This is a genomic window from Kitasatospora sp. MAP12-44, assembly GCF_029892095.1.
Taxonomy (GTDB): domain Bacteria; phylum Actinomycetota; class Actinomycetes; order Streptomycetales; family Streptomycetaceae; genus Kitasatospora.
On record NZ_JARZAE010000004.1, the window covers coordinates 2,548,939 to 2,569,180 of the forward strand.

The window sequence follows — 20,242 nt, forward strand, 5'->3', positions numbered from 1 at the left end:
CTGATCCGTCCCCAGGGCCGGGCGCTCCCCCAGGAGCGCCCGGCCCGTTTCTGTGTACTAGCAGAGCCGGCAAGGGCGGACTGCCGCGGCGAGGGCGGCTCGGTCCTCCTGCCGCTGCGCGGTCACGGGCTGTGGTGCCGCAGGCTGCGCTACCACGGGCTGCGGCGGCGTCTGCGGCGGCGCGGGTACGGTCCCGGACAGTGTCCTCGGCCATGCGGCGTGCCCGGGAACTACGGCTGCTGGCCGCTCGCCATGCGCCCTAGCCCCGGTGCGGGTCACCGGATCCGGGTGGTGCGGGGTCACCGTCCCCCGGCGATCATGGCGGCATGGACCTGGCATCCGCCCCGTACCTGATCCGGATCAACGGACACCTCGGCGCCACCGTACTGTCGGCGTTCCCGGCGCTGGCGCCGCGGCGGCACGGCGCCCAGACTGTGCTCATCGGCCTGCTGGACCGGTCGGCGCTGTACGGCGTGCTGGCCGAGATCGAGGCGCTCGGCCTGGACCTGCTGGAGATCCGAAAGCTCACCCCACAGCTCACCTCAGCAGAACCGGGTCACCGCAGCCATGAAGGATCAATCCACAGGAGACCATGATGACCACCACAGCCCCGACGCCGGGCCGGTATGACATCGATGTCCTGCGTTCCCAGATCAGCTTCACCACCAAGCACCTGTTCGGGCTCGGCACGGTCCGCGGCAGCTTCCGGCTGCGCGGCGGCACCGTCTCCCTCGCCGAGCCGCTGACCGCGAGCCGCGTGGACGCCGTCGCGGACGCGGCGAGTTGCGACACCGGCAACAAGAACCGGGACCGCCAAGTCCTGTCCAAGACGCTGCTGGACACCGCCGGCTACCCGGACATCGTCTTCACCTCCACCGGGGCCGCACAGGACGAGACCGGCGGGTGGACGCTCCAGGGACTGCTCACCGCGCGCGGTGTCCGAGCACCCGTCACCTTCACCGTGGCGAAGGCCGAAGTCGACGGGGAGGAGATCGCGGTGGAGGCCACCGCGACCGTCGACCGCTACGCCCACGGCGTCACCAAGCTCAAGGGCTTGGCCGCGCGGCGCCTGCAGTTGACGGCGACCGTCCGCGCCCGACGCACCGACGACGGTCCCGCCTAGCTGCTCAGGCCCGGCGGCGGGCGGCGATGCCGGCGGCGGCTGCGCCGAGCAGGAGTGCCGTGCCGACCGGCGAGGCCCAGGGGTGGCGGCCGAACAGGGCCAGGCCGCTCATGACGACGGCGAGCGCGGCCGACGAGGACGCCGCGGCCCACAGCCATTCCCGGTTCAGGAGGGCGAAGACGGCGCGCACTGCGCAGAGTGCGGCCACCAACCCCACTGCCAGGGTGATCACTTGACGATCAGCTCATGGACCGCACCCATGATGAGCGCGATGGATCCCAACACGATCGCGATCCAGCCGGCGAGCAGGAACATGCCCTGCTGCGCGTGTCGTCGCGCACCAGCGTGCTCGAGTGACCGCCCAGGTTGATGACGGCGTTCTGCCCCGCCCAGCACTGGTCACCGGAGTTGGTGATGCCGTCCTTCGCGCAGGACTGGTAGCTGCGCTCGATGAACCCGGGCTGGTAGTCCCAGCCCTCGCCCACCCAGGACGCCTGCGCGTTCTGCGAGGAGGTCTTGCCGTCCACCGACGAGGAGTTGTAGGACAGCGACACCGACGGTGCGGTACCGCCGAGCGCCGGCGGCACCTGGATCGGGTACGAGTAGGTGAAGCTGCCGATGTTGGTTCCGGCACCCCAGGAATCCGACGGCGAGAGCGGTGAGGCCGTGTAGGTGCCCGTGGTACCGGACAGCGCGGTCGTGGCCGCCAGCACCATCGGCGTCGCGGTCGGAGCCGATGCCTGGACGAAGCTCGCCTGCGTCACCACACCGGCCTTCGCGGCCGGGGTCGCGGCGGGGAGGGTGACCTCGGCGGTCAGCACGCCCATCTTCGGGTCCACGCTCGACGCCACCGGCGTCTGCCGGCGACATTCCGCCGCCTGCGGCGTCGTCAGCGCACAGGCCGGCAGCGCCACCAGACGCGTGCGGTCCTCGTTCACCGAGTCCTGCAGTGCCCTCAGGTCCAACGCGAGCTTGACCGTGCCACCCGTGCCACCCACGACAGCGGCGGTGTCGGTCAGCGCGATCACCGGACCGGTCGTACCCGCCGCCTTGCCCTGGGCGCTGTCGGTCACCTGGACCGTGACCGCATGCCCGGCGTCACCGCTCCCGGCGGCCACCTTGACGGGCAACTGCCCGGCCTGCACGGCGGCCCCGCCCAGCGTCACCGTCGTCGAACCCGACGGCGCGGAGGGCGCCGAGGGCTTGTACGTCCCCGGCACCGGGAACGCCGGAGCCTTCGGTGCCGACGGCACCACGTTCTTGCCCTTCACCGACTTCTGCGACACCAGAGGCGTCGTCGGCGTCCACACATTCCCATGCGGCCGATGAGCCGCCAACGCCGAGGCGTCCGGCACCGCCAACAGGCTCGACAACAACACCCACAGGAGCATGAAAATGCTCAACCGTCGGTGTCTGCCCCCCCGCGACCATTGCCCCGCTGGCGTCTCCGTGCGCCATGGACCCACGTCGGTCTCCCGATCAGTCAATATCTCTTCACAAGTTCACAATTGAGCACCTAAGAAAATGTTAAGGACGCACGATTCGAGCAGATCATACGGAAAGGGACATGCTGACCAACCGTCGGATGGATCGTTATCGGATCGCAGCCACGAAATACCCCCCATGCGAGAGACGCGCATGTCTCACCGTCAACAAAAATGTGACCGGTCGACAGGGGAGATAAATGACGCGATGTCATATCGCTTAGAGGGAAACGCCGCTGCACAGAATTGCCGAGCCGTCATTGTTTAGACTCCACCCCATGACCACCACCGAAGCACCGACCGGAGAGCAGCCGTTCAGCAGGATCAAGGTCCGGGTCACCGGGCTGGTCTTCTGCGGCACCGAAGTCGCGCTGCTGCGCCGCACCCGCGAGGACAAGGGCACGGTCCACTACACGACCATCGGCGGCATCCTCTGCCGGCTCAGCTCCCCGCAGAGCCCACTCCCGGCATTCGAGCTGGAACCGATCACCGACGCGAACTACACCTGGATCTGATGCGTGTGTGACGGATCAAGGAAAAAGCCCCTCCCTCGCCGGTCAGCGAGGTGAGGGGCGGACGAGTCGGCCTGTACGCCGGGTTCTTCCACCGTAGCGGTGCCGCAAGGGTGGACCGGGGTTGAGCTGCGAGAACAGCTCACTGAGGATCACTCGGGTTGACCGTGGCTCACGCCGCAGCTTTCCCAGGATTTCCCAGGATCAGCGCACGTCCGGGGCACTGTCACCCCGATCACTCGTAGCAGCAGCAAGAGCCCCCAGGGGTCTGTACACCCCTGAAGGCTCTGACTGGTACTGCGAGGGGTGAAGATCCCCTTCTCCACCCCTGTAAGACTGCGAATCCCAGGGGTAAGAGGGCCAGGCCAGCGGACGGCCAAGCGATCCCCATGGTGCCAGATTTCTCGCCCGATGGAGAGCCGAACAGCTCCATCAAGGGTGCGCACGAGGCGTACCACTCCCCCGACATCTGCGGCTGCGCGCTACGCGGGCATCCCGCGTGCAGTCGCCTCTCCTGCTGCAGGTCAACCCCGCTCGCCGACACGAGCGCCTCGTTCACGCAAGCAAGCGGGGCTCGGCGGTGACCGCGTGAGCGCGGCGCAGACCGAGGGAACGGCCACCGCTCGCCGCCGGCCCGGTACCCCGCTGGGATACGACTTCGCCCCGCTCCCCTCCACCCTGGTCTTCGACCAGCGGGCCAGCGATGCCGTCCGGACCTGGTGGACGTACGTCAACCGTGTCAGCAAGGGCGAGAACGCCCTTGAGATGCCGTGGAGGGACTTCGCCGAGAAGTGCGGCCGTGACCGCCAGTGGGTCAAGACCTGGGGCCACAAGGCGCACAACCTCGGCTGGGCCACGATCACCGAGATGCCCGGTGGGGCGAACCTGATCGTCCTGCACGCCGATCTTGGGGCCCACGTCGAGCACCGGTCGATGGCCGGTGGCGAACGGGCGTTCTTCACCCACACCGACGACGCCACCGTGCCCGCCCGCGCTGCCCGCAAGGCTGCCGCCGAGCCTGTGGATAACCCTGTTGGCGATGCCGTGCCGGTGATCCCTTCGTCGGCGCTGAGGAGGATGAGAGCTCACCCGACCCCGGATGAGAAATCATCCGCCCTCTCGCCTGGGGGAAAGCCAGGCTCTCTACCGCGTGCGTATGCACGCACACGCGAAGAGCGCGCACACGGAGACATGCACTGCGGCGCGGGCGAGGCTGTGGATCAGGTCGAGCAGCCGGTGAAGCTGGCGCGGGGTCAGAAGCCGGTCCTCGCCGAGCCGAAGCCGATGCGGGCTCTGCCCCAGCGGCCGGTGGTCTCCCCCTCCGTGCTGGAGATCGACATGGAGCTGAAGAAGCGCGGGCTGCTGGTCTCGACCGCCAACCTGACCGACGGCGACCAGGCGCTGATTGCCGAGCTGCTCGGCATCCTCGGTGCGGAGCAGATGGCTTGGGTCGCCTCGGTGGTCACCCGCGCCGCCGTCGCCGAGGGCAAGGGACCGGCTCGGCACATCCGGGCTTACTTCGAGACCTGGACCAGCCGAGCCCCTGTCTACCAGCCTGCGGAGCGCCCGGCCGCCGCAGCCAGGTGCCGCGTCCACCTTGGCACCGCGCTGCCCTGCGGCCTCTGCGCCACCGCCCACCGATCCGACCAGATCGAGCGCGTTCCGATTCCGGAATCCCTGCCGGCCGAGGTCGGCCCAACTGGCGAGGCTGCCCGCGCCGCCGCACTCGAACAGGCCCGCGCTGCCGCGAAGGACACCACCGATCGCCGGGCCCTCCGTGCGCGCGCAACTCGCGAGACCCAAGAGTCCGGCCCCATCGAGTTCGAGGTCAGGGCCGGCGCTCGCCGCGCCCTGGACATCTGGGCGGCCGCGATGGACCCGCTCCCGCAGCACGACGTGTTCGATCCCGAGAGCTACCGCCCGAACGGCAACCCGTTCTGGTGATCACGAAGGCTCCCGACATGGGACAGCAGAAGACCCCCGCCGCAGAGTTCACAGCGAGGGCCTGGCGGACGGCTGGCTCAGGAGTTCTCCGACTCGGCCGGCGGGGAGGCGCCGGCGGGTTCGAGGACCGTCTTCGCCTGCTCGTACCAGTCCACCGGGACGGCGACGCCTGCGGGCCCGCCATGTCGGCGAATGCGGACGTGAGCCCCATCGAACTGGACCCGACGCATCAACTCAGCGTACTGGGCTCGCAGTTCATCCACAGTGGGCGGGCCATCCTCTGGCGCCGGACCGTTCACTTCGGCCACGGCACGGGCGTACCAGTCCATCGGAACGAAGACGATCGCCGGTCGATTGCGGCGCGTAACGGTGACCGGGACCTTCTCCAGCTGGACCAGGTCGAGGACCGGGCCGAGCGCCCTGGGCACAGCCGCCATCTTGAACGTCTCCATGGCGGAATCGTACGGGTCCGCTTCCTTCCTTGAGAATCCTTGCACTTCCTTGCTTTTCCATGCCATGCTCTGTCCCGGAACGAACAAGCCCAACGTCGTTGAACAAGACCGGACTTGAGACTCAATCAGCAGCTTGACCAGCACAGATGCAGGCGTCCGGAAGCCGTAGCAGTGCGGCCAGGGAAGCGCAGTTCCTTGTCAACTGAATCGGCATCGCGCCCGAACCACCCGCTGCCATCGGCGGGGAAGGCGGAGTCCGCAGGTGCCACGAGATCAGATGATCTTCCGCTCAGCTCGGTGTATCTACCGAGCCGGAGCAGTGGGCCTTCCGCCCAACGAAACGGCCCTCGACCCGGTGTCTTCAGCACCGAACCGAGGGCCTCCGAGCGATCCCCCTACGACCAGGGAGAACGACGTGAAAACCACGGTACAGCCCAAGATTCCGCCCATCATCAAGAACCCGGCGAAGGCCGTCGGCAAGAGCGTGCTGCACATCCTGCTCGGCAAGGCCGGTGCCTGATGCTCAACTTCGGCAGTAAGAACCAGGGTAGTGGTCAACAGCTCCGCGCCGCAGCCGTGATGACGACCGCCCGCGCCGGACAGGCGTGGGCGGGCCGGGGGCGCAGGGGTGACTACCTGCTCCCCCGGTACGGCACCACGAAGCCGAAGCTGGGGTGGCTCTCGTGACGGCCGCAAGCAGGACGACCGGCAACCACGTGCTGCCCGGCCTGCTGGAGGAGCTGGGCCTGGACGGCACGATCGAGGCGGCTGGCCAGCTCGCCCAGATTCCCGCCGCGCTGCTCCAACTCTCCTTCAGCGCTGGCTCGGACGTGACCCTCCCCGAGGGCGTGGCTGCCCGGCTGCTGGAGGTGTCCGAGTGAGCGACATCTTGCGCAACCACGCGGGCAACTACACCCACCGCCGCTCCGAGGACTTCGCGGCCGAGGTGGACGACCGGGCCGAGCCCGAGCCGCAGCGCGACCAATCGGCCGAGGAGAGCGACCAACTGTGAGCAACCACATGCACTTCACCGCGCCGGAGGGGCGGGAGGCCGAGGCCACCACCCTTGATGGGCAGCTACACACCGCCGACACGGCCGCCGCGCTGGTTGCGCCGAGCCTGCCCGAGGACGAGATCGCCGACATCCTCGGCACCTCCCGCGAGCTGGTGCCGATGGCCGATGTGAACGCCGCTCGCGCCGTGCTGGTCAGGAACCTGCTGGCCGCCCGGAGGGCTGCCGCCCGCAAGGAGAAGCAGAGGTGACGGCCGAGAAGCCCGACCCCGTGAAGATCGCCTACGAGGCTGCCGAGGCGATCCGCCAACTCAACCACGTCACCTTGAACGAGTGCCTCCCGGCCCCGAGGATCAGCGCGACCATGCAGGCGCTGGTGGTGATGCTCGATCGCCTCCCCCAGCTGTTCGAGCAGTTGGCCCATCAGCTCCAGCAGCGCCAGGCCGAGGGCAAGGTCGTGATGGACACCCGGGAGGACCCGGCCATCGTCGTCGCCGAGGTGCTCGCCCAACTCGCCGACGCGAAAGCCATTGCCGAGCCTGCGCACTACAGCGCCTACGGCACCCCGGCCGGAGCGCTCAGCAAGACCGTGCACGCCGCCGCCAGTTCGCTGTTCAGCATGGCCGCGAAGTGACCGCTGGCCGGTCCGGCTCACCCCCGGGCCGGCCAGGATCCGACAACAGAAATGGAGGGGATCATGCAGTCCCCGGCTGACGGCACCGAGCCGATGCGCCTTGATCGAGTGGTGGGGGTTCAGCGGAGGCTGGCGAAGGCCATCGCCGCTGGGTCCGCCATGCTCGCAGTGATCGGGTTCTCCGGCTCGTACACTGCCGTGCAGAAGCTCACTCTCCGGCTCGGCTTCTCCTGGTTCTCCTACGTGCTCCCCGTGGGGGTGGACGCCGGGATCATGGTCCTGCTCGCGCTGGACTTGCTGCTGACGTGGATGCGGATGTCCTTTCCCGCGCTGCGCCACGTCGCCTGGGTCCTCGCCGCCGCGACCATCGCCTTCAACTCCGCCTCCGGCTGGCCGGTCCAAGGCCACGCCACCTGGATGACCTACTTGACCGCCGGCATCCACGCAGTGATCCCGCTGCTCTTCGTGATCGTGGTCGAGGCCGCCCGTCACGCAGTCGGCCGCTACGCCCTGCTGGTGTCCGGCCGGGGCATGGACTCCGTGCGCCGGATGCGCTGGCTGCTCGCCCCAGTGCCGACCTTCCGTCTGTGGCGCCGGATGAAGCTGTGGGAACTCCGCTCGTACGACGAGGTGGTGCACCTGGAGCAAAACCGCATGGTCTACCGGGCCCAGCTGCGTTTCCGGTACGGCCGGGGGTGGCGTCGCTCAGCACCGGTCCAGGCGTTGATGCCGCTGAAGCTCGCCAAGTTCGGCGTCCCGTTGGACCTGAGGATCTTGGACACGCTGGACGGCCCGCTCTTTCCCGGGCTCCTGAATGACGACTCGGAACGCGTGAACGAGCCCCTCGTGAACGCCGAGCCGGAGACCGTGGCCGAGAAGGTTGCGGTGCTTCCCCCCGCCGCCGTGGCCGAGCCCGTGAACCTCGTGAAGGACAGCGTGCACGAGCCCGTGAACGTAGATCCCCCCACCGTGAACGAGCCCGTGCGCGAAGGCTCGATCGACCTGTTCAACCTGGCAGAGACGGACGACTTCAAGCACTACGCCAGCACCACCCTGGCGGTCGTGAACAGTTCCGTGAACGCCCCGGTGGCAACCCCGCCGGAGCCCGTGCAGGAGAATGCGTTTCCGCTGGGGCTGACGTTCATGCCCCTACCGCCACGCCCGGAGCCTGAGACCCCGGAGGAGGCCGAGGCAACCGTTCACGCCTACCCGCGAACGCCGCCGCGATCCACCGTGAAGGGCGTCACGAACCGCAGCAAACGGCCCGAGGCGAAGCCCGTGAAGAAGGCCCGCGCGGAAAGCGCTCAGCAGTCCTCCGACCCGGAGGAAGCCAAGCGTGAACGCGAGAAGGCGGCAGCCGACTTCCGCGCCGTGAAGCTGATCGAGCCGGAGCTGACGCAAGGGGAGTACGCGCGGCGCATCGGCCGGTCCCCTGGCTGGATGAGCAAGGCCGTGAACGAGCGGCCCGCCGCACTGATCAACGCCTGATCGGCAACCCCGGTCGTGCTGGTCGAAGGTCACCCGCTTCCATCCGGGGATGCGATCACGACCAGTGCGGCCGATGCCGCCGGCATGAAGGCGGGGCCGCCCGCCTGTTTTACGACGCGGGCCCCACCACTCCGAGGGACAGAACGTGGCCCTTCCCGACCGCCATGACCCCGACCAGGACAAGCTCGACATTCTTCTTCAGCGCCCGCCATGACAGTTGCCGTGATCTCCTGACGTTTCATCAAGAACCATGCGATGCTCACCCTTTCGACACTCCGCCAAGGGAGCCACCGTGGAAGATCGGTTCGATCCTGTGAAGGCGAAAGCCGCCGCGACCCTCGCGGTCGTCGGAATCGGTAACGGGACTCTGATCGCCATCGATCAGACCGCTGGATCAGTGGCCCTTGTCGGGGCCGTCGCCGGGTACTGAGTGCTCGGCCAGCTGATTCAGAAGCCGCACGGCAAGCCCGACCCGTTCGACGGCCCCGCCCAGCTGACCACCGGGCACTGCTCGAAGTCGGCGACCTCTCCCACCGGCTGCCCGAGTACCGCGAGGCCGCCGGATACCTCGAACTGGCAGAGGAAGCCATCCGCCGGGCAACCACCCCGCTGCCCCGCACCACTGAGTGACCAGCCCGTCAGCATGGCCGCCAAGCGGACCCTGGCGACCGTGCCGGCCGACTGGCCGACACCACCCGGGAGGGGAAACCTTGCTCACCTCGTACGGCTATGACGACGGTCAGGAACTCCGCCAGCACGACGCCGAGCAGTACCTCAACTGCCCGCCCGACCTGGAGTTGTCGAAGCTCACGGTCGAACGCGCCTTGCAGCTGTCGGCGATCACCGCCGCCCAACCCACCGTCCTCGCCGCAAACCAGCGCCTGCTGGCGCTCTTCGCCGCGCTGCCCACCCCCAACGACGAAGACGACCCGCACTTCTGGTTCGAGGTCCAGACCGCCAGTGGCAGCCTCTACCTGATGGCCGCCAACGTCGAAGGTTGGGTCCAGCTGACCTTCGCGCACCCCACCGAAACCGCGCTGGCCCGCTGCATGCTCGATGCCTTCCAGACGCTTGACGCCGAGCACCGCGCGGCAGTTGGGGCAGTCGTCGGAAAGCGTCTGGGGCACGAGCAGCGCGCCGCATACGCCGGGGAGCTGTGGATCAGTGCCGTCGAGCAGGCCGCCTTCGCGACCCTGATCGCCGACAAGGCCCCCAACGACGCAGAGGCCGTCGAAAAGTTCCGCGACGACTGGCTGACCGACTGACCCAACTTCGGCACTATCCCGAAGGCCCGTTCCCCACAGGGCGGGACCTTCGCCGTTCCCGAAGGAGACCTGCGTCCCGTCTCGAACCCCGCGATCCCCGTGTGGGCTCGCTGGTCCAACGGTCGCTGACGGAATCCAGCGCCGCCGCCAGAACGCAGATCCAGAACTTCGCGACCAACGGTGGCACCCACGACGGCGGCACGGCGGGCCGCATCAAGGCCGCTCACGTGTTCGTCGCCGAGGCGTGGAGCAACAAGCGCAGCACCAACCGCATCCCCATGCCGAACATCTTCGAGTAGGCCCCGAGAAAGCCCCCGACTGCCGATCACCACGGCGGCCGGGGGCTCCGTCGTTTCCGGACCACCTTCAAGTTGCTACGGTCGGCGCATGACTGACTACGAGACTGCGTTCCGGTCGTTGGACGGCACAGCGCTGTTCGGCACGGTCACCCCTTCTCCAACTCCTCCCGCCGCGCTGGCCGTCCTCGCCCACGGCGCGGGCGTCACCCGTGAAGAGGGCGGCTTCTTCACGCGCCTGACGGCCGGTCTGGCGTCCACCGGCATCACCTGCTTGCGGTTTGACCTGCGGGCGCACGGCGCCAGTGCGGGCCGCTTTTCGGACGTCACGATCGCCGGGGTCGCCAACGACATCCGTGCAGCGTCCGACCACCTTCTCCAAGTCGCCGGACGCCCGGGGCCGGTGCACGTCATCTCGGCGTCGTTCTCCGGCGGCGCGTCCGCTCTGCACGCCGGAAGCCGACCCGGCGACGTGGCCAAGCTGGTACTGCTCAACCCGCGCATGGACTACCAGAACCGCTTCATCACCGAGACCGCCGGATGGAACGAGAACTACCTGTCGCCCGAGCGCGCCACTAAGCTCGATGAGCGCGGCTTCTCGGTCCACCAGCCGTTCGAGACCGGCCGCGGGCTCCTCAACGAGGTCTTCCACCTCGACCCGGAAAAGCTATGCGCCAACGTGAAGGCCCCGGTGCTCATCGTCCACGGCACGAAGGACACCTTCGTCGATATCGAGCTGTCTCGCCGGTTCCGGCCGCTGTTCGGCGCCGGAGCGGAGCTGTACGAGCTCGAAGGCGCACAGCACGGGTTCGCTGTCCACGATGACCCCACCTACGCACACCCTCAGTCGCAGGCGTGGCAGCGCGAGGTCATCGCCAAGGTCAGTGACTTCCTAGCCTCCTAGCTGGCCGTGAGAACGAGAAGGCGTTCGTGGAGTTCCCGCACTGCCGACCGCTGGCGGTGCGGGAACAGGATGCTGGCGGTTCGGTGGAGTTCAGTGATGGCCTGCCCATACCGGGCCGGGACGGCGATCTCCAAGGCGGTCAGTGCCACGGAGGCGGCCTCGTCTGGCTCACCCACCTCGGCCAGCGCGCCGGACAGGTAGGCGCTGTAGTGGGCGTGGTCGCGCGGGAGGAATCTCTCCGGGATCAGGTAGGTCTGAAACACTGACACCGCCTCCGCCGGTAGCTTGGCCTCGCGCCAGCAGATTGCGGACTGCACCAGGAGCCGGGTCCTGGTGTACCCGTCACCGAGAGGGCCCGTGCAACTCGGCGCCCCACTTGGCGGTGCGGCCTGGTCGAGGGCAGCGTGCGCCTGGTCCAGCACCCGCCTGATCTCCTCCTCCCCGGCGCCCGTCATCGCCAGACCCCGCGCTTTCTGCTGGAACGCTTCGGCACGCGGGCGCGGCGGAAGCGTCCACGGTCCGCTGGTCGCCGCTCCCGCCAGATCGAGTATCCGAGCGGGATCGTTGCGGCCGAGTGCCTGTGCCTGACGCAGCAGGACGTAGGCGTGCATCGCCCCGTCGCCGGTGAAGGTCGCCCACTCCTTGGACTGGCCGTACCAGTAGCCCGTGGTCTGGTCTGGCGATCCGGCGTCGCGGTGCAGCCATGCCGTGAATTCAGCTGCGCGGGCACCGAGGTTGAGAAGCTGGCGGCGGACGTCGGGCTTGGCGTCACGGGCGGCAGTGTTGATGACGGAGAGAATCCCGAGGGCCGCCGGCATGGCGCGGTGTGGCCCCAACAGGACATCCGCGCGGGCTGTCTCGTCCAGGGCACCGCGCAAGTGCTCCACGAGCTGCTGATCGCTGTAGCGATGGGCGTCCCGGGTGGCGGCCGTGAGATGGTCCAGCGCCGCGAGATCGAGCAACGGCGCGGCGGCGGCCACCAGGCCGCCCACGAACGTGCGTCGAAGCACGTGGTCCTCCAGATCGGGCTTGAGATCGGAGGGGGCATCAAGCCGTCTCGGCACGCTGGCTCGCGGGATGAAGCCGAGCTGTTCCAGAGACACACCGAACATCTTGGGCAGCACACTGCGCGCGTCCTTGTTCGGCCACGTCGTCTGTCCCGACTCCCAGCGCCTGATCTGCCGTACGGAGATCTGCGCTTTCGACTGAAGGGCTGAGGCCGCAGCGTTGTACGCCTCGGCGAAGTCCTCCTGCGTGCACCAGCCTCGTTCGACTCGCGCAGCAACGAACTTCCAGTTCGCGGTTGTCTGTTCGGGCACTCCAACCCCCATCGCTCCAACCTAGGCCACCAGGCACCACCGGCAGTGAGAGGACATAACTTACTCGCCGAAGTGTCCGGTGATGTGTCCTCCGATCCGGCCTCGTTCTCGGGATCTGGACGCGGTGAACTGTTCATCAGCCGCTCGCGCCGTGGAAGACACCAGGGCTCCCCCCGGATGAGCCTGCGGGCGGCCCCGTCGATGCGTCCCCCGTCACCGGAGGGGCCGCCGCACCCCACGCCAACCCGGAGACGCTGATGACGACTGCTGACCGATCCCCCCACCCCTGGGCCGCACAGGGCTCCCGCACGCTCGTGGACCCGAACCCGACCGTGGTCCCGCGCCGGGCGCCGTCGCAGCCTTCGGCGGAGAGTGTCGACGCCACCAAGGCCCGCATGACGCTGGACGACCACCGCAGCCAGGACGGCCAGTGTGTGCGGTGCCAGACGCAGTGGCCGTGCGAGGTTACCGCCAGCATCCGGTTCGGGGGCACCGCATGACCGCCGTGCCCATGCGCGTCGCGAGCGGCGGCCCCAAGTGGCGCCCTCTCCCGACGCAGTACTACTACGACATCACCAGCACCGGCGGCCACACCATCTTCATCTGCGACGAGGACCGCGCCGAGCGCCGCCGCTCCGTCCTTACCCGGCTGGCCGTCGGCCGCCGCAAGACCGTACTTCGCAGACTGCGGGGTCGACGATGACAACTGCCGTCCGCTCCGACCGGGACACCAGCGCGGACTTCGTGATGCCGGAGAACCGCCACCCGGGGCTCTACATCCGCACGTACAAGGTCGCCCCCGACGGCACCCGGTACGGCGACTCCGGTGTCACCACCGTCGACCCCGCCGATGTCCCGGCCGCCGCGCTGCACTCGTCGGCGACGTGGCCGTCCTGCTCCTGCGGGAACTTCGGCCACGTCGGGCGCTGACCACAACGCACCCAGTGCAGGCATGCGCACGCGCATCACAGTCTCCTGGCCTGGACACCCAGGCCAGGTACCAGAAACACCGTCACTGAGGAGGAACGAGATGACTCAGATCATCCAGGCCGACCTGGCCGCCGAGTTCGAGTTGGACGTCACCCTGCTGGAGGTCGCGGACTCGGCCGGCCTGGTCAACATCACCGACGACAACTGCGGTAGCAGCTGCGGCGCCTGCACCACCGGTGTCGCCTGACCTGGAACGCATCTCCCGCTGAGTAGGTCGGTGCCGCCGCAGACGAATCCGTGCGGCGGCACCGACGGTCCCCGTTCACTGCGCACATACGGAGGTACACGTGGTCGCCCCTGCGTTCCGAGCTGGCAGTGTCGCACTCGTACGCGCTGTCGCTCGCCCTTCGCTGAGCCTGCCGCCGTGGCCCGACCTGACCGGGCTTTCCTCCAACCCTGCGGTCACGGTCTCGCACATCGCATGGCTGCGGGAAGTGTGGAGTGCGGACGACGTCGCCGAAGCGGTGCAGCACGCAAGTCCGGTCCTCTCCGTGCAGGTGCGCACTCTGGTCGAGGCCGAGAATCCGTCCCCGCGTGATGTCCGGCGCGCGGTCCTGTCCGTCGCCCGCTATCTGCTGCGCTCGCAGGGGCGCGCTACCCCCTTCGGGCTGTTCGCAGGAGTGACGACCGCCTCCTTCGAGACCTGCGCGGAAGTGACCTGGGGCACCAAGCACCGGCCGGTGGCAGGGGCCTCGGCGGAGTGGTTGGCAGCCGTGACAGGACGGTTGGAGAGCTGCCCTGAGCTGTTGACCCGCCTGCCGGTGGTGGCCAACACCGGGCTGACAGTTCGCGGCGACCAGTTGATCGTTCCGTATCAGCCGAACGTGAAAAAGCACGGAACCGGGGCGGTGGAAGTCTCACTGCGGCACACCGCGCCGGTTCGCACAATCCTGGCCGCAGCCCAGGCCCCGATCTCGGTGGAGGACTTGGGCGCGAAGATCCTGGCGGAGTTTCCGGCCGTCGGTATGGACAAGGTGACGGCGCTGCTCGCGGAGTTGGTCGCGCGGGGTGTTCTGATCACCGGATTGAATGCGCCCGGCACTGAGACCGACGCGCTCGGGTACCTCGTGGCGCAGTTGGAGGCCGTCGAAGCCGAGACTGTCACTCCGGTCACCGAGCTGGTACTGACGCTGCGGAAGGTCCGTGCGGAACTGGCGGAATGCAATGCCCTCCCCGCTGCCCGCGCCCGGACGGCCACGACCGCTGTAGCCGAACGGATGAGCGCCCTGGTTCCGGTTCGCAGGCATCCGCTGGCGGTGGATCTACGGCTCGACGGCTCGGTCACGCTTCCCCGCGACGTAGCCCGCGAAGTGGAGCGTGCCGCACTGGCCCTGGCCCGTGTGAGTGCTGCACCCTACGGCGCCACCGCTTGGAAGGTGTACCACCAGCGGTTCTACGAGCGGTTCGGGATCGGCTCGATGGTGCCCGTACAGGACGTGGTCGCCGACAGCGGGATCGGGTTTCCCGACGGCTATCCGGGGTCCGTGAAGGGGGAGCGCCGATCACCGCTGTCGCTCCGGGATGAGGTGCTGGTCCGGCTGGCTCAGAACGCGGTGCTCGACGGCCGGGACGAAGTGGTCTTGGACGAGGCGCTGATGACGTCGCTGGAGCTGGGTCCGGACGAGATCCGGCTACCGCCTCACCTGGAGATGGGGGTGCGCGTGCACGCCGCCGGCCTGGCCGAGCTTCAGCGGGGGGATTTCCGGCTGGAAGTCGTGTCTGTCTCCCGAGGTGCGGGTGTCGGAACGGGTCGGTTTCTCGGCGTCCTGGAAGAACGTGATCGTGCTCGGCTGGCGTCGGAGTTGGCTGATCTTCCCGCCGCTGACGGCGAAACCGTTCCGGCGCAGTTGTCGTTCCCGCCGCTGGTGCCGGAGACGGCTCACGTCACCCGCTCCCCGCAGGTTCTGCCGCTCGTGATCAGCCTGGAGGAACACCGCGCCCCCGATGACCGGGTTCTGACGGTCGCAGAATTGGCGGTGGGTTGCGACGGGCGCCGCATGTACCTGGCCGCCCCTTCGCGCGGACACCGGGTGGAAGCCGTAGGCATGCACGCGTTGAACCTGCACACCCACACCCCGCCGATGGCCCGATTCCTGACCGAGCTGAGCCGCGCCCAGTGCGCCGCCGTCACGCTGTTCGACTGGGGGTCGGCTCGGACGATGCCGCACCTTCCTCGGCTGCGCTACGGACGCACCATCCTCTCCCCGGCCCGGTGGCGTCTGGAGGGCACCGAGCTACCGGCCCGATCGCAGTCCTGGACCGCGTGGGACGAGACCCTGACCGTGTGGCGGCAGACGCGCCGGGTGCCGCGCCAGGTGTACCTGACCGAGGGGGATCGACTGCTCGCCCTGGACCTGGACGAGCCGGCCCACCGCGTTCTTCTTCGCGCACACCTGGACCGTTCCGCGCACGCCACCTTGACGGAAGCACTGCACGATTCCGGCTGGTTCGGAGGTCGGGCACACGAGATCGTCGTCCCGCTGAAATCGGCCACGGCGCCACCATGGCCGCGCCTTCCGAAGCCCACCCGCGCGCGGCTCATCGGGCGCGACCAGGGACAGACCCCGGCAACGTCGATGGTGCTGCTCGCCAGCCTGTACGGGGACATCCGGCGCCAGGACACCATCCTCGCCCAGCACCTGCCGACCCTGCTCGACCAACTCGGTCAACCACCCTGGTGGTACGTCCGGTACCGCGATCCCGACCAGCACCTACGTCTGCGTATCGCTCTGCCCTACCGCGAAGACTTCGGCCGGATCGCGCGCGCTGTGAGCGCCTGGACCGACGAACTCCACCACACCGGGCTGCTCCGGGAGGTCCGCTACCCCACCTCGTACCCCGAGACCGGACGTTGGGGCTCCGGCCTGGCGTGGGGTGCCGCCGAGGCGGTGTTCCGAACCGACTCGTCCGCGCTGCTCGCCCAGCTCCGCCAACCGGTACGCCCGCATCACCGCGCCCTGGTCGCCGCCCACACGGTCGCCATCGCCTGCGCCTTCTTGGGCAGCACCGAAGCGGGCATGCGCTGGCTCATCGACCACGTCCCCGCCGCAGCCACCGAGCCTGTTCCCCGGCACCAGTTCGCCGAAGCTGTCCGGCTCGCCGACCCCTCCGAGGGTTGGGCCGCCCTTCGGGCAGTACCGGGCGGGGGCGCCATCGTGGAGGCGTGGACGGAACGAGACCGGGCAGTGTCCGACTACCGCCGCCACCTCCCAGGCCCGGACACCCAGGGCATCGACGCCGACGACGTTCTCGGCTCCCTCCTCCACGTGCACTTCGTGCGCGCCGTCGCCGTCAACTTCCCCGAGGAAGCCATCTGCCTGCACCTCGCACGCGCCGCCGCCCTCGCGTGGACAGCCCGAGCCTCACGGAGGCCCGCATGACCCGGCACCCGGCCGGCGACCTCATCGGCGTGATCGCCGACCGCCTCGCGCACCCCGACACCGCACCCGCTGAGTGCCGGAGCCAGGACGGGTGGAGGCAGTCACTCGCGCACGGCATCCCCGGCATCGCGCTGCTGCACATCGAACTCGCCTCTGCCGGTCTCAGGCCATGGCAACGCGCCCACGACTGGCTCGCCGCCGCGACCGGAGCCCCCATCACCAGCGGCACCGACAGCCACCCCTACTACGGGGCACCCGCCCTCGCACACGCTCTGGCCTGCGCCGCAGACCGCCTTCCCGGGGCCTACGGGCGCACGCTGGAAGCACTCGATCGGCAGATCGTCACCGACACCCACCACCGGGTGGCCGCAGCCCACCACCGCATCGACCTCGGACAAGCCCCCGCGCTCGCCGAGTTCGACGCGCTCCGGGGACTGACCGGCTACGGCGCCTACCTGCTGCGCCGCGACCCCGACGGTGACGCCCTACAAGCCACCCTCGGACACCTCGTACGCCTCACCCACCCGATCACCCTCAACGGGGAGACAGTGCCCGGCTGGTGGACACCCTCAGGACCCTCCGGACGGCTCGACGGCCGGTTCCCCGACGGCCACGCCAACAACGGCTCAGCCCACGGCATCACCGGAGTCCTGAGCCTGCTGTCCATCGCGGCGCGGCGCGGCATCACGGTAGACGGCCAACTCGACGCCGTACGCACGATCTGCGCATGGCTCGACCGCTGGAAGACCGAGACCGACCAGGGACCGGCGTGGCCCTACTGGGTCACCCGTGACGAACTCCGAGCCGGGCGCCCCCACCCGCCCAAGCCGCAGCGCCCATCTTGGTGCTACGGGGCTGCGGGCCTGGGACGCGCCCAACAGCTCGCCGCCCTGGCTATCGGAGACACCGACCGCCAGCACACAGTGGAGAAGGCGCTCATCGCCGCCTTGACCGACCCGGCCGCGCTCGCAGCAACGACAGACATCTCCCTGTGCCACGGATTCGCGGGCCTCGCCCACGTAGCCGCCCGCGCCGCCTCCGACGCGACCCCCGAGACGGCCGGCCAACTGCATGCCCTCGTTCCCGCGCTGCTGGGCGCCGTCCACCCTCCCGACGCCGACGCGAACCACACCGTCACCGCGCTCCTGGACGCGGAAGGCGGCGGACCGGGGCTTCTCGACGGCGCGGCCGGTGTCGCCCTGGCAGCGCTCACCACCACCACAAGCTCGTTCAGCTCCACCTGGGACACCTGCCTGCTCACCTCCTGACCGCTCATCACCTGACGCGAGGACACGCGGATGTCAACCGCCCGATGGCACCAACACAACATCGAGTTCACCGACCGCGAGCGCGCCCGGCAGGTCATCACCAGCGCCATCGGCCCAGCCATGATCAGCGCCGAAGCCGCCGGACTTGTCCACAGCTGGTGGTACATGAACAAACAGCCGTGGCCGCTGCGTTACCTGGCCACCACCCCCGACGCCATCGGCGAACTGCTCGACAAGCTCGCCGCCGACGGCCGGATCATCAGCTGGGATCCCGGAATCTACGACCCCGAGACGTTCGCGTTCGGGGGCGCCCCTGCCATGGATGCCGCCCACGCGCTCTTCCACCACGACAGCCATCACCTGCTTACCTACGACCCGTCACCCGGCGCCCGGCACCTGGACCGCCGGGAGACCGCGATCCTGCTGTGCAGCGCGATGATGCGCGCCGCCGGGCTGGACTGGTACGAGCAGGGTGACGTCTGGGACAAGGTCGCCGAGCTGCGTCCCCTCTCGGGTGTCCCTGGGTCCGGCTCCGCTGTCCAGGCGCTCGCGGCGATGCGCCGGTTCATGACCGTCAACGTCCGAACCCTGTGCAACCCGAACGGTCCGCTCACCGGACACGACGCGTGGGTGAGCGCCTTCGAACACGCCGGGCAGACGCTGGCCCACTTGGCGCGTCGCGGCCAGTTGACCAGGGCCCTGCGGGCGGTCGTGGCCCATCATCTGATCTTTCACGCCAACCGCGCCGGCCTCCCCTTGGAGGACCAAAGCGCCATGTCCAAACTAGCGAGAGAAGTAGTCATGGGAACGAGTGAAAACACCGCGTCCTCACGCGAGTTGGCCCGCGATCGCACTAGCCTCAGCGAGGTGAACAGCGACACGATCGAAGAGATCGACACCACCCCCGAGCGCCTCCGCAACGCCCTGGTCGACCAGGTGATCAAGGAGGGGCGAGTTCGCACGCCCCGCATCGAAGAGGCCATGCGGACCGTCCCCCGACACATGTTCGTCCCTGCTGCGTCCCTCGAAGAGGCATACGCCAACTCGACGGTCGACATCAAGCAGACCGACGACGGGACGTCGATCAGCTGCGCGTCGCAGCCGGGCATCATCGGCCTCATGCTGGAACAGCTCCAGCCCCAACCCGGCGACAAGGTACTCGAACTGGGCGCCGGAAGCGGCTACAACGCCGGGCTCCTCGCCCACCTGGTCGGCGAGAACGGCCACGTCACCACGATCGACGTGGACGACGACCTCGTGGAAGGCGCCCGCTCCCACCTGGCCGCAGCCGGGATCAAGAACGTCACCGTCCTCAAGACCGACGGAGCACTCGGACACCCAGACGGCGCGCCCTACAACAGCATCATCGCTGCGGTTGGCGCCCACGCTGTCCCGCACGCCTGGATGGACCAGCTCGCGCCCGGCGGCCGACTGCTCGTACCCCAGCGGCTGCGCGGCAGCGTGTCTCGCTCGATCGCCTACGAGCAGAAGAACGGCGCCTGGGTCTCCATCGGCAGCGAGATGAACACCTTCATGCCGCTGCGCGAGGGGGTCGCCGACGACGACCGCCACATGATCCCGCTGACCGCGAACGGCTCCGTGCGCCTCCAGACCAACGACGAACACTCTGTGGACGTGGAAGCCCTCGCCGACGTCCTCGAACAGCCTCGCACCGTGGTCTGGTCCGATGTCTACTACCGCGTCATGGAGTCGCCGGAGTGGATGGAACTCTGGCTGACCTGCACGCTCCCGAGCGGCCTGAACCGGATGCTCTTCAAGAGGGAGACCGTCGGCAGCCTGCTCACCGACGACCCTTACCCCAGCTCCACGGCCGCCTTCGAGAAGGGCGCGCTCACCTACCTCGCTCGGCGCCTGTCCACCAAGCAGACCCCCGAGGGCGGCAAGCTGTGGGAATTCGGGGTGGTCGGACACGGCCCTGGTAGTGCCGACCTGGCCGCCCGAGTCGCCGAGTCCATGCGCACCTGGGACCGCGAGTACCGCGACTGCGAGGCCCGGTTCGAGATCCAACCTCTCGACGCCGCAGCCGTCGATCCGGCCCCGGGCCGGTTCGTCTTCGACACCCCGTTGAACCGGATCGTTGTCGAGTGGCAGTGAGTCGTCCGCCGGCCAGCTAGCCCCCAGGGTGAGAGGCCGATCCCTACTCGCCCACC

At 68.8% G+C, this 20,242-nt stretch carries 23 protein-coding genes; 19 read left to right on the top strand and 4 right to left on the bottom strand.

Annotated elements, in window-relative coordinates; genetic code table 11:
- Nucleotides 1-326 precede the first annotated feature (326 nt).
- On the top strand, nt 327-596 hold the full coding sequence (locus P3T34_RS11925) for a hypothetical protein (protein WP_280666006.1): 270 nt from the start codon (nt 327-329) through the stop codon (nt 594-596).
- A complete protein-coding gene (locus tag P3T34_RS11930) occupies nt 596-1,123 on the top strand; it encodes a YceI family protein (protein ID WP_280666007.1) in 528 nt (175 codons plus the stop codon). Before P3T34_RS11925 ends, P3T34_RS11930 begins: the two co-directional genes overlap by 1 nt.
- A 4-nt stretch (nt 1,124-1,127) precedes the next feature.
- Here P3T34_RS11930 and P3T34_RS11935 read toward each other — a convergent pair whose 3' ends face one another.
- Together P3T34_RS11935 and P3T34_RS11940 are read right to left on the bottom strand one after the other, a co-directional pair.
- Nucleotides 1,128-1,355: a hypothetical protein gene (locus P3T34_RS11935; protein ID WP_280666008.1), complete on the bottom strand. Its 228-nt coding sequence runs from the start codon at nt 1,353-1,355 to the stop codon at nt 1,128-1,130.
- 7 nt (nt 1,356-1,362) lie between these two features.
- Nucleotides 1,363-2,409: a hypothetical protein gene (locus P3T34_RS11940; protein WP_280666009.1), complete on the bottom strand. Its 1,047-nt coding sequence runs from the start codon at nt 2,407-2,409 to the stop codon at nt 1,363-1,365.
- Between the two features lie 476 nt (nt 2,410-2,885).
- Here P3T34_RS11940 and P3T34_RS11945 point away from each other — a divergent pair, with 476 nt between their 5' ends.
- Together P3T34_RS11945 and P3T34_RS11950 are read left to right on the top strand one after the other, a co-directional pair.
- A complete protein-coding gene (locus tag P3T34_RS11945; RefSeq protein WP_280666010.1) occupies nt 2,886-3,122 on the top strand; it encodes a hypothetical protein in 237 nt (78 codons plus the stop codon).
- A 585-nt stretch (nt 3,123-3,707) separates the two neighbouring features.
- Nucleotides 3,708-5,063, top strand: a complete 1,356-nt coding sequence (locus P3T34_RS11950) for a hypothetical protein (protein ID WP_280666011.1) — start codon at nt 3,708-3,710, stop codon at nt 5,061-5,063.
- A 77-nt stretch (nt 5,064-5,140) separates the two neighbouring features.
- On the opposite strand, the gene P3T34_RS11955 is transcribed toward P3T34_RS11950, so the two are convergent.
- A complete protein-coding gene (locus P3T34_RS11955; protein ID WP_280666012.1) occupies nt 5,141-5,581 on the bottom strand; it encodes a type II toxin-antitoxin system prevent-host-death family antitoxin in 441 nt (146 codons plus the stop codon).
- 617 nt (nt 5,582-6,198) lie between these two features.
- On the opposite strand from P3T34_RS11955, the gene P3T34_RS11960 reads away from it, so the two are divergent.
- From P3T34_RS11960 to P3T34_RS11995, 8 genes are all read left to right on the top strand, one after another.
- Nucleotides 6,199-6,396: a hypothetical protein gene (locus tag P3T34_RS11960; protein WP_280666013.1), complete on the top strand. Its 198-nt coding sequence runs from the start codon at nt 6,199-6,201 to the stop codon at nt 6,394-6,396.
- Nucleotides 6,393-6,527, top strand: coding sequence for a hypothetical protein (locus P3T34_RS11965; RefSeq protein ID WP_280666014.1), 135 nt, complete (start codon nt 6,393-6,395; stop codon nt 6,525-6,527). The genes P3T34_RS11960 and P3T34_RS11965 overlap by 4 nt, the downstream gene beginning before the upstream one ends.
- Nucleotides 6,524-6,778 (top strand): hypothetical protein, encoded by a 255-nt coding sequence (locus P3T34_RS11970; RefSeq protein ID WP_280666015.1) that lies wholly within the window; start codon nt 6,524-6,526, stop codon nt 6,776-6,778. Before P3T34_RS11965 ends, P3T34_RS11970 begins: the two co-directional genes overlap by 4 nt.
- Nucleotides 6,775-7,161, top strand: coding sequence for a hypothetical protein (locus P3T34_RS11975; RefSeq protein ID WP_280666016.1), 387 nt, complete (start codon nt 6,775-6,777; stop codon nt 7,159-7,161). Before P3T34_RS11970 ends, P3T34_RS11975 begins: the two co-directional genes overlap by 4 nt.
- A 93-nt stretch (nt 7,162-7,254) precedes the next feature.
- Entirely contained in the window at nt 7,255-8,649 is a 1,395-nt protein-coding gene (locus tag P3T34_RS11980) for a DUF2637 domain-containing protein (protein ID WP_280671998.1), read from the top strand.
- A 710-nt stretch (nt 8,650-9,359) separates the two neighbouring features.
- Entirely contained in the window at nt 9,360-9,914 is a 555-nt protein-coding gene (locus P3T34_RS11985; protein WP_280666017.1) for a hypothetical protein, read from the top strand.
- 101 nt (nt 9,915-10,015) lie between these two features.
- Nucleotides 10,016-10,213: a hypothetical protein gene (locus P3T34_RS11990; RefSeq protein ID WP_280666018.1), complete on the top strand. Its 198-nt coding sequence runs from the start codon at nt 10,016-10,018 to the stop codon at nt 10,211-10,213.
- 88 nt (nt 10,214-10,301) lie between these two features.
- Nucleotides 10,302-11,114: an alpha/beta fold hydrolase gene (locus tag P3T34_RS11995; protein ID WP_280666019.1), complete on the top strand. Its 813-nt coding sequence runs from the start codon at nt 10,302-10,304 to the stop codon at nt 11,112-11,114.
- Here the strand turns inward: P3T34_RS11995 and P3T34_RS12000 are convergent.
- Complete coding sequence (locus P3T34_RS12000) at nt 11,111-12,433, bottom strand: XRE family transcriptional regulator (RefSeq protein WP_280666020.1); 1,323 nt, start codon at nt 12,431-12,433, stop codon at nt 11,111-11,113. The genes P3T34_RS11995 and P3T34_RS12000 overlap by 4 nt on opposite strands.
- A 257-nt stretch (nt 12,434-12,690) precedes the next feature.
- Here P3T34_RS12000 and P3T34_RS12005 point away from each other — a divergent pair, with 257 nt between their 5' ends.
- The 7 genes from P3T34_RS12005 (at nt 12,691) to fxlM (ending at nt 20,186) form a co-directional block, all read left to right on the top strand.
- The gene (locus P3T34_RS12005; RefSeq protein ID WP_280666021.1) at nt 12,691-12,933 is read left to right on the top strand and encodes a hypothetical protein; all 243 of its coding nucleotides are present in this window, start codon (nt 12,691-12,693) and stop codon (nt 12,931-12,933) included.
- The gene (locus P3T34_RS12010) at nt 12,930-13,136 is read left to right on the top strand and encodes a hypothetical protein (RefSeq protein WP_280666022.1); all 207 of its coding nucleotides are present in this window, start codon (nt 12,930-12,932) and stop codon (nt 13,134-13,136) included. The genes P3T34_RS12005 and P3T34_RS12010 overlap by 4 nt, the downstream gene beginning before the upstream one ends.
- The gene (locus P3T34_RS12015; protein ID WP_280666023.1) at nt 13,133-13,363 is read left to right on the top strand and encodes a hypothetical protein; all 231 of its coding nucleotides are present in this window, start codon (nt 13,133-13,135) and stop codon (nt 13,361-13,363) included. The genes P3T34_RS12010 and P3T34_RS12015 overlap by 4 nt, the downstream gene beginning before the upstream one ends.
- Before the next feature lie 100 nt (nt 13,364-13,463).
- Complete coding sequence (locus P3T34_RS12020; protein WP_280666024.1) at nt 13,464-13,610, top strand: FxLD family lanthipeptide; 147 nt, start codon at nt 13,464-13,466, stop codon at nt 13,608-13,610.
- A 229-nt stretch (nt 13,611-13,839) separates the two neighbouring features.
- Complete coding sequence (locus P3T34_RS12025) at nt 13,840-16,803, top strand: lantibiotic dehydratase (protein WP_280672002.1); 2,964 nt, start codon at nt 13,840-13,842, stop codon at nt 16,801-16,803.
- The gene (locus P3T34_RS12030; RefSeq protein ID WP_280666025.1) at nt 16,800-18,071 is read left to right on the top strand and encodes a lanthionine synthetase C family protein; all 1,272 of its coding nucleotides are present in this window, start codon (nt 16,800-16,802) and stop codon (nt 18,069-18,071) included. Before P3T34_RS12025 ends, P3T34_RS12030 begins: the two co-directional genes overlap by 4 nt.
- A gap of 30 nt (nt 18,072-18,101) precedes the next feature.
- Entirely contained in the window at nt 18,102-20,186 is a 2,085-nt protein-coding gene (gene fxlM, locus P3T34_RS12035) for a methyltransferase, FxLD system (RefSeq protein ID WP_280666026.1), read from the top strand.
- The last annotated feature ends 56 nt before the right edge of the window (nt 20,187-20,242 follow it).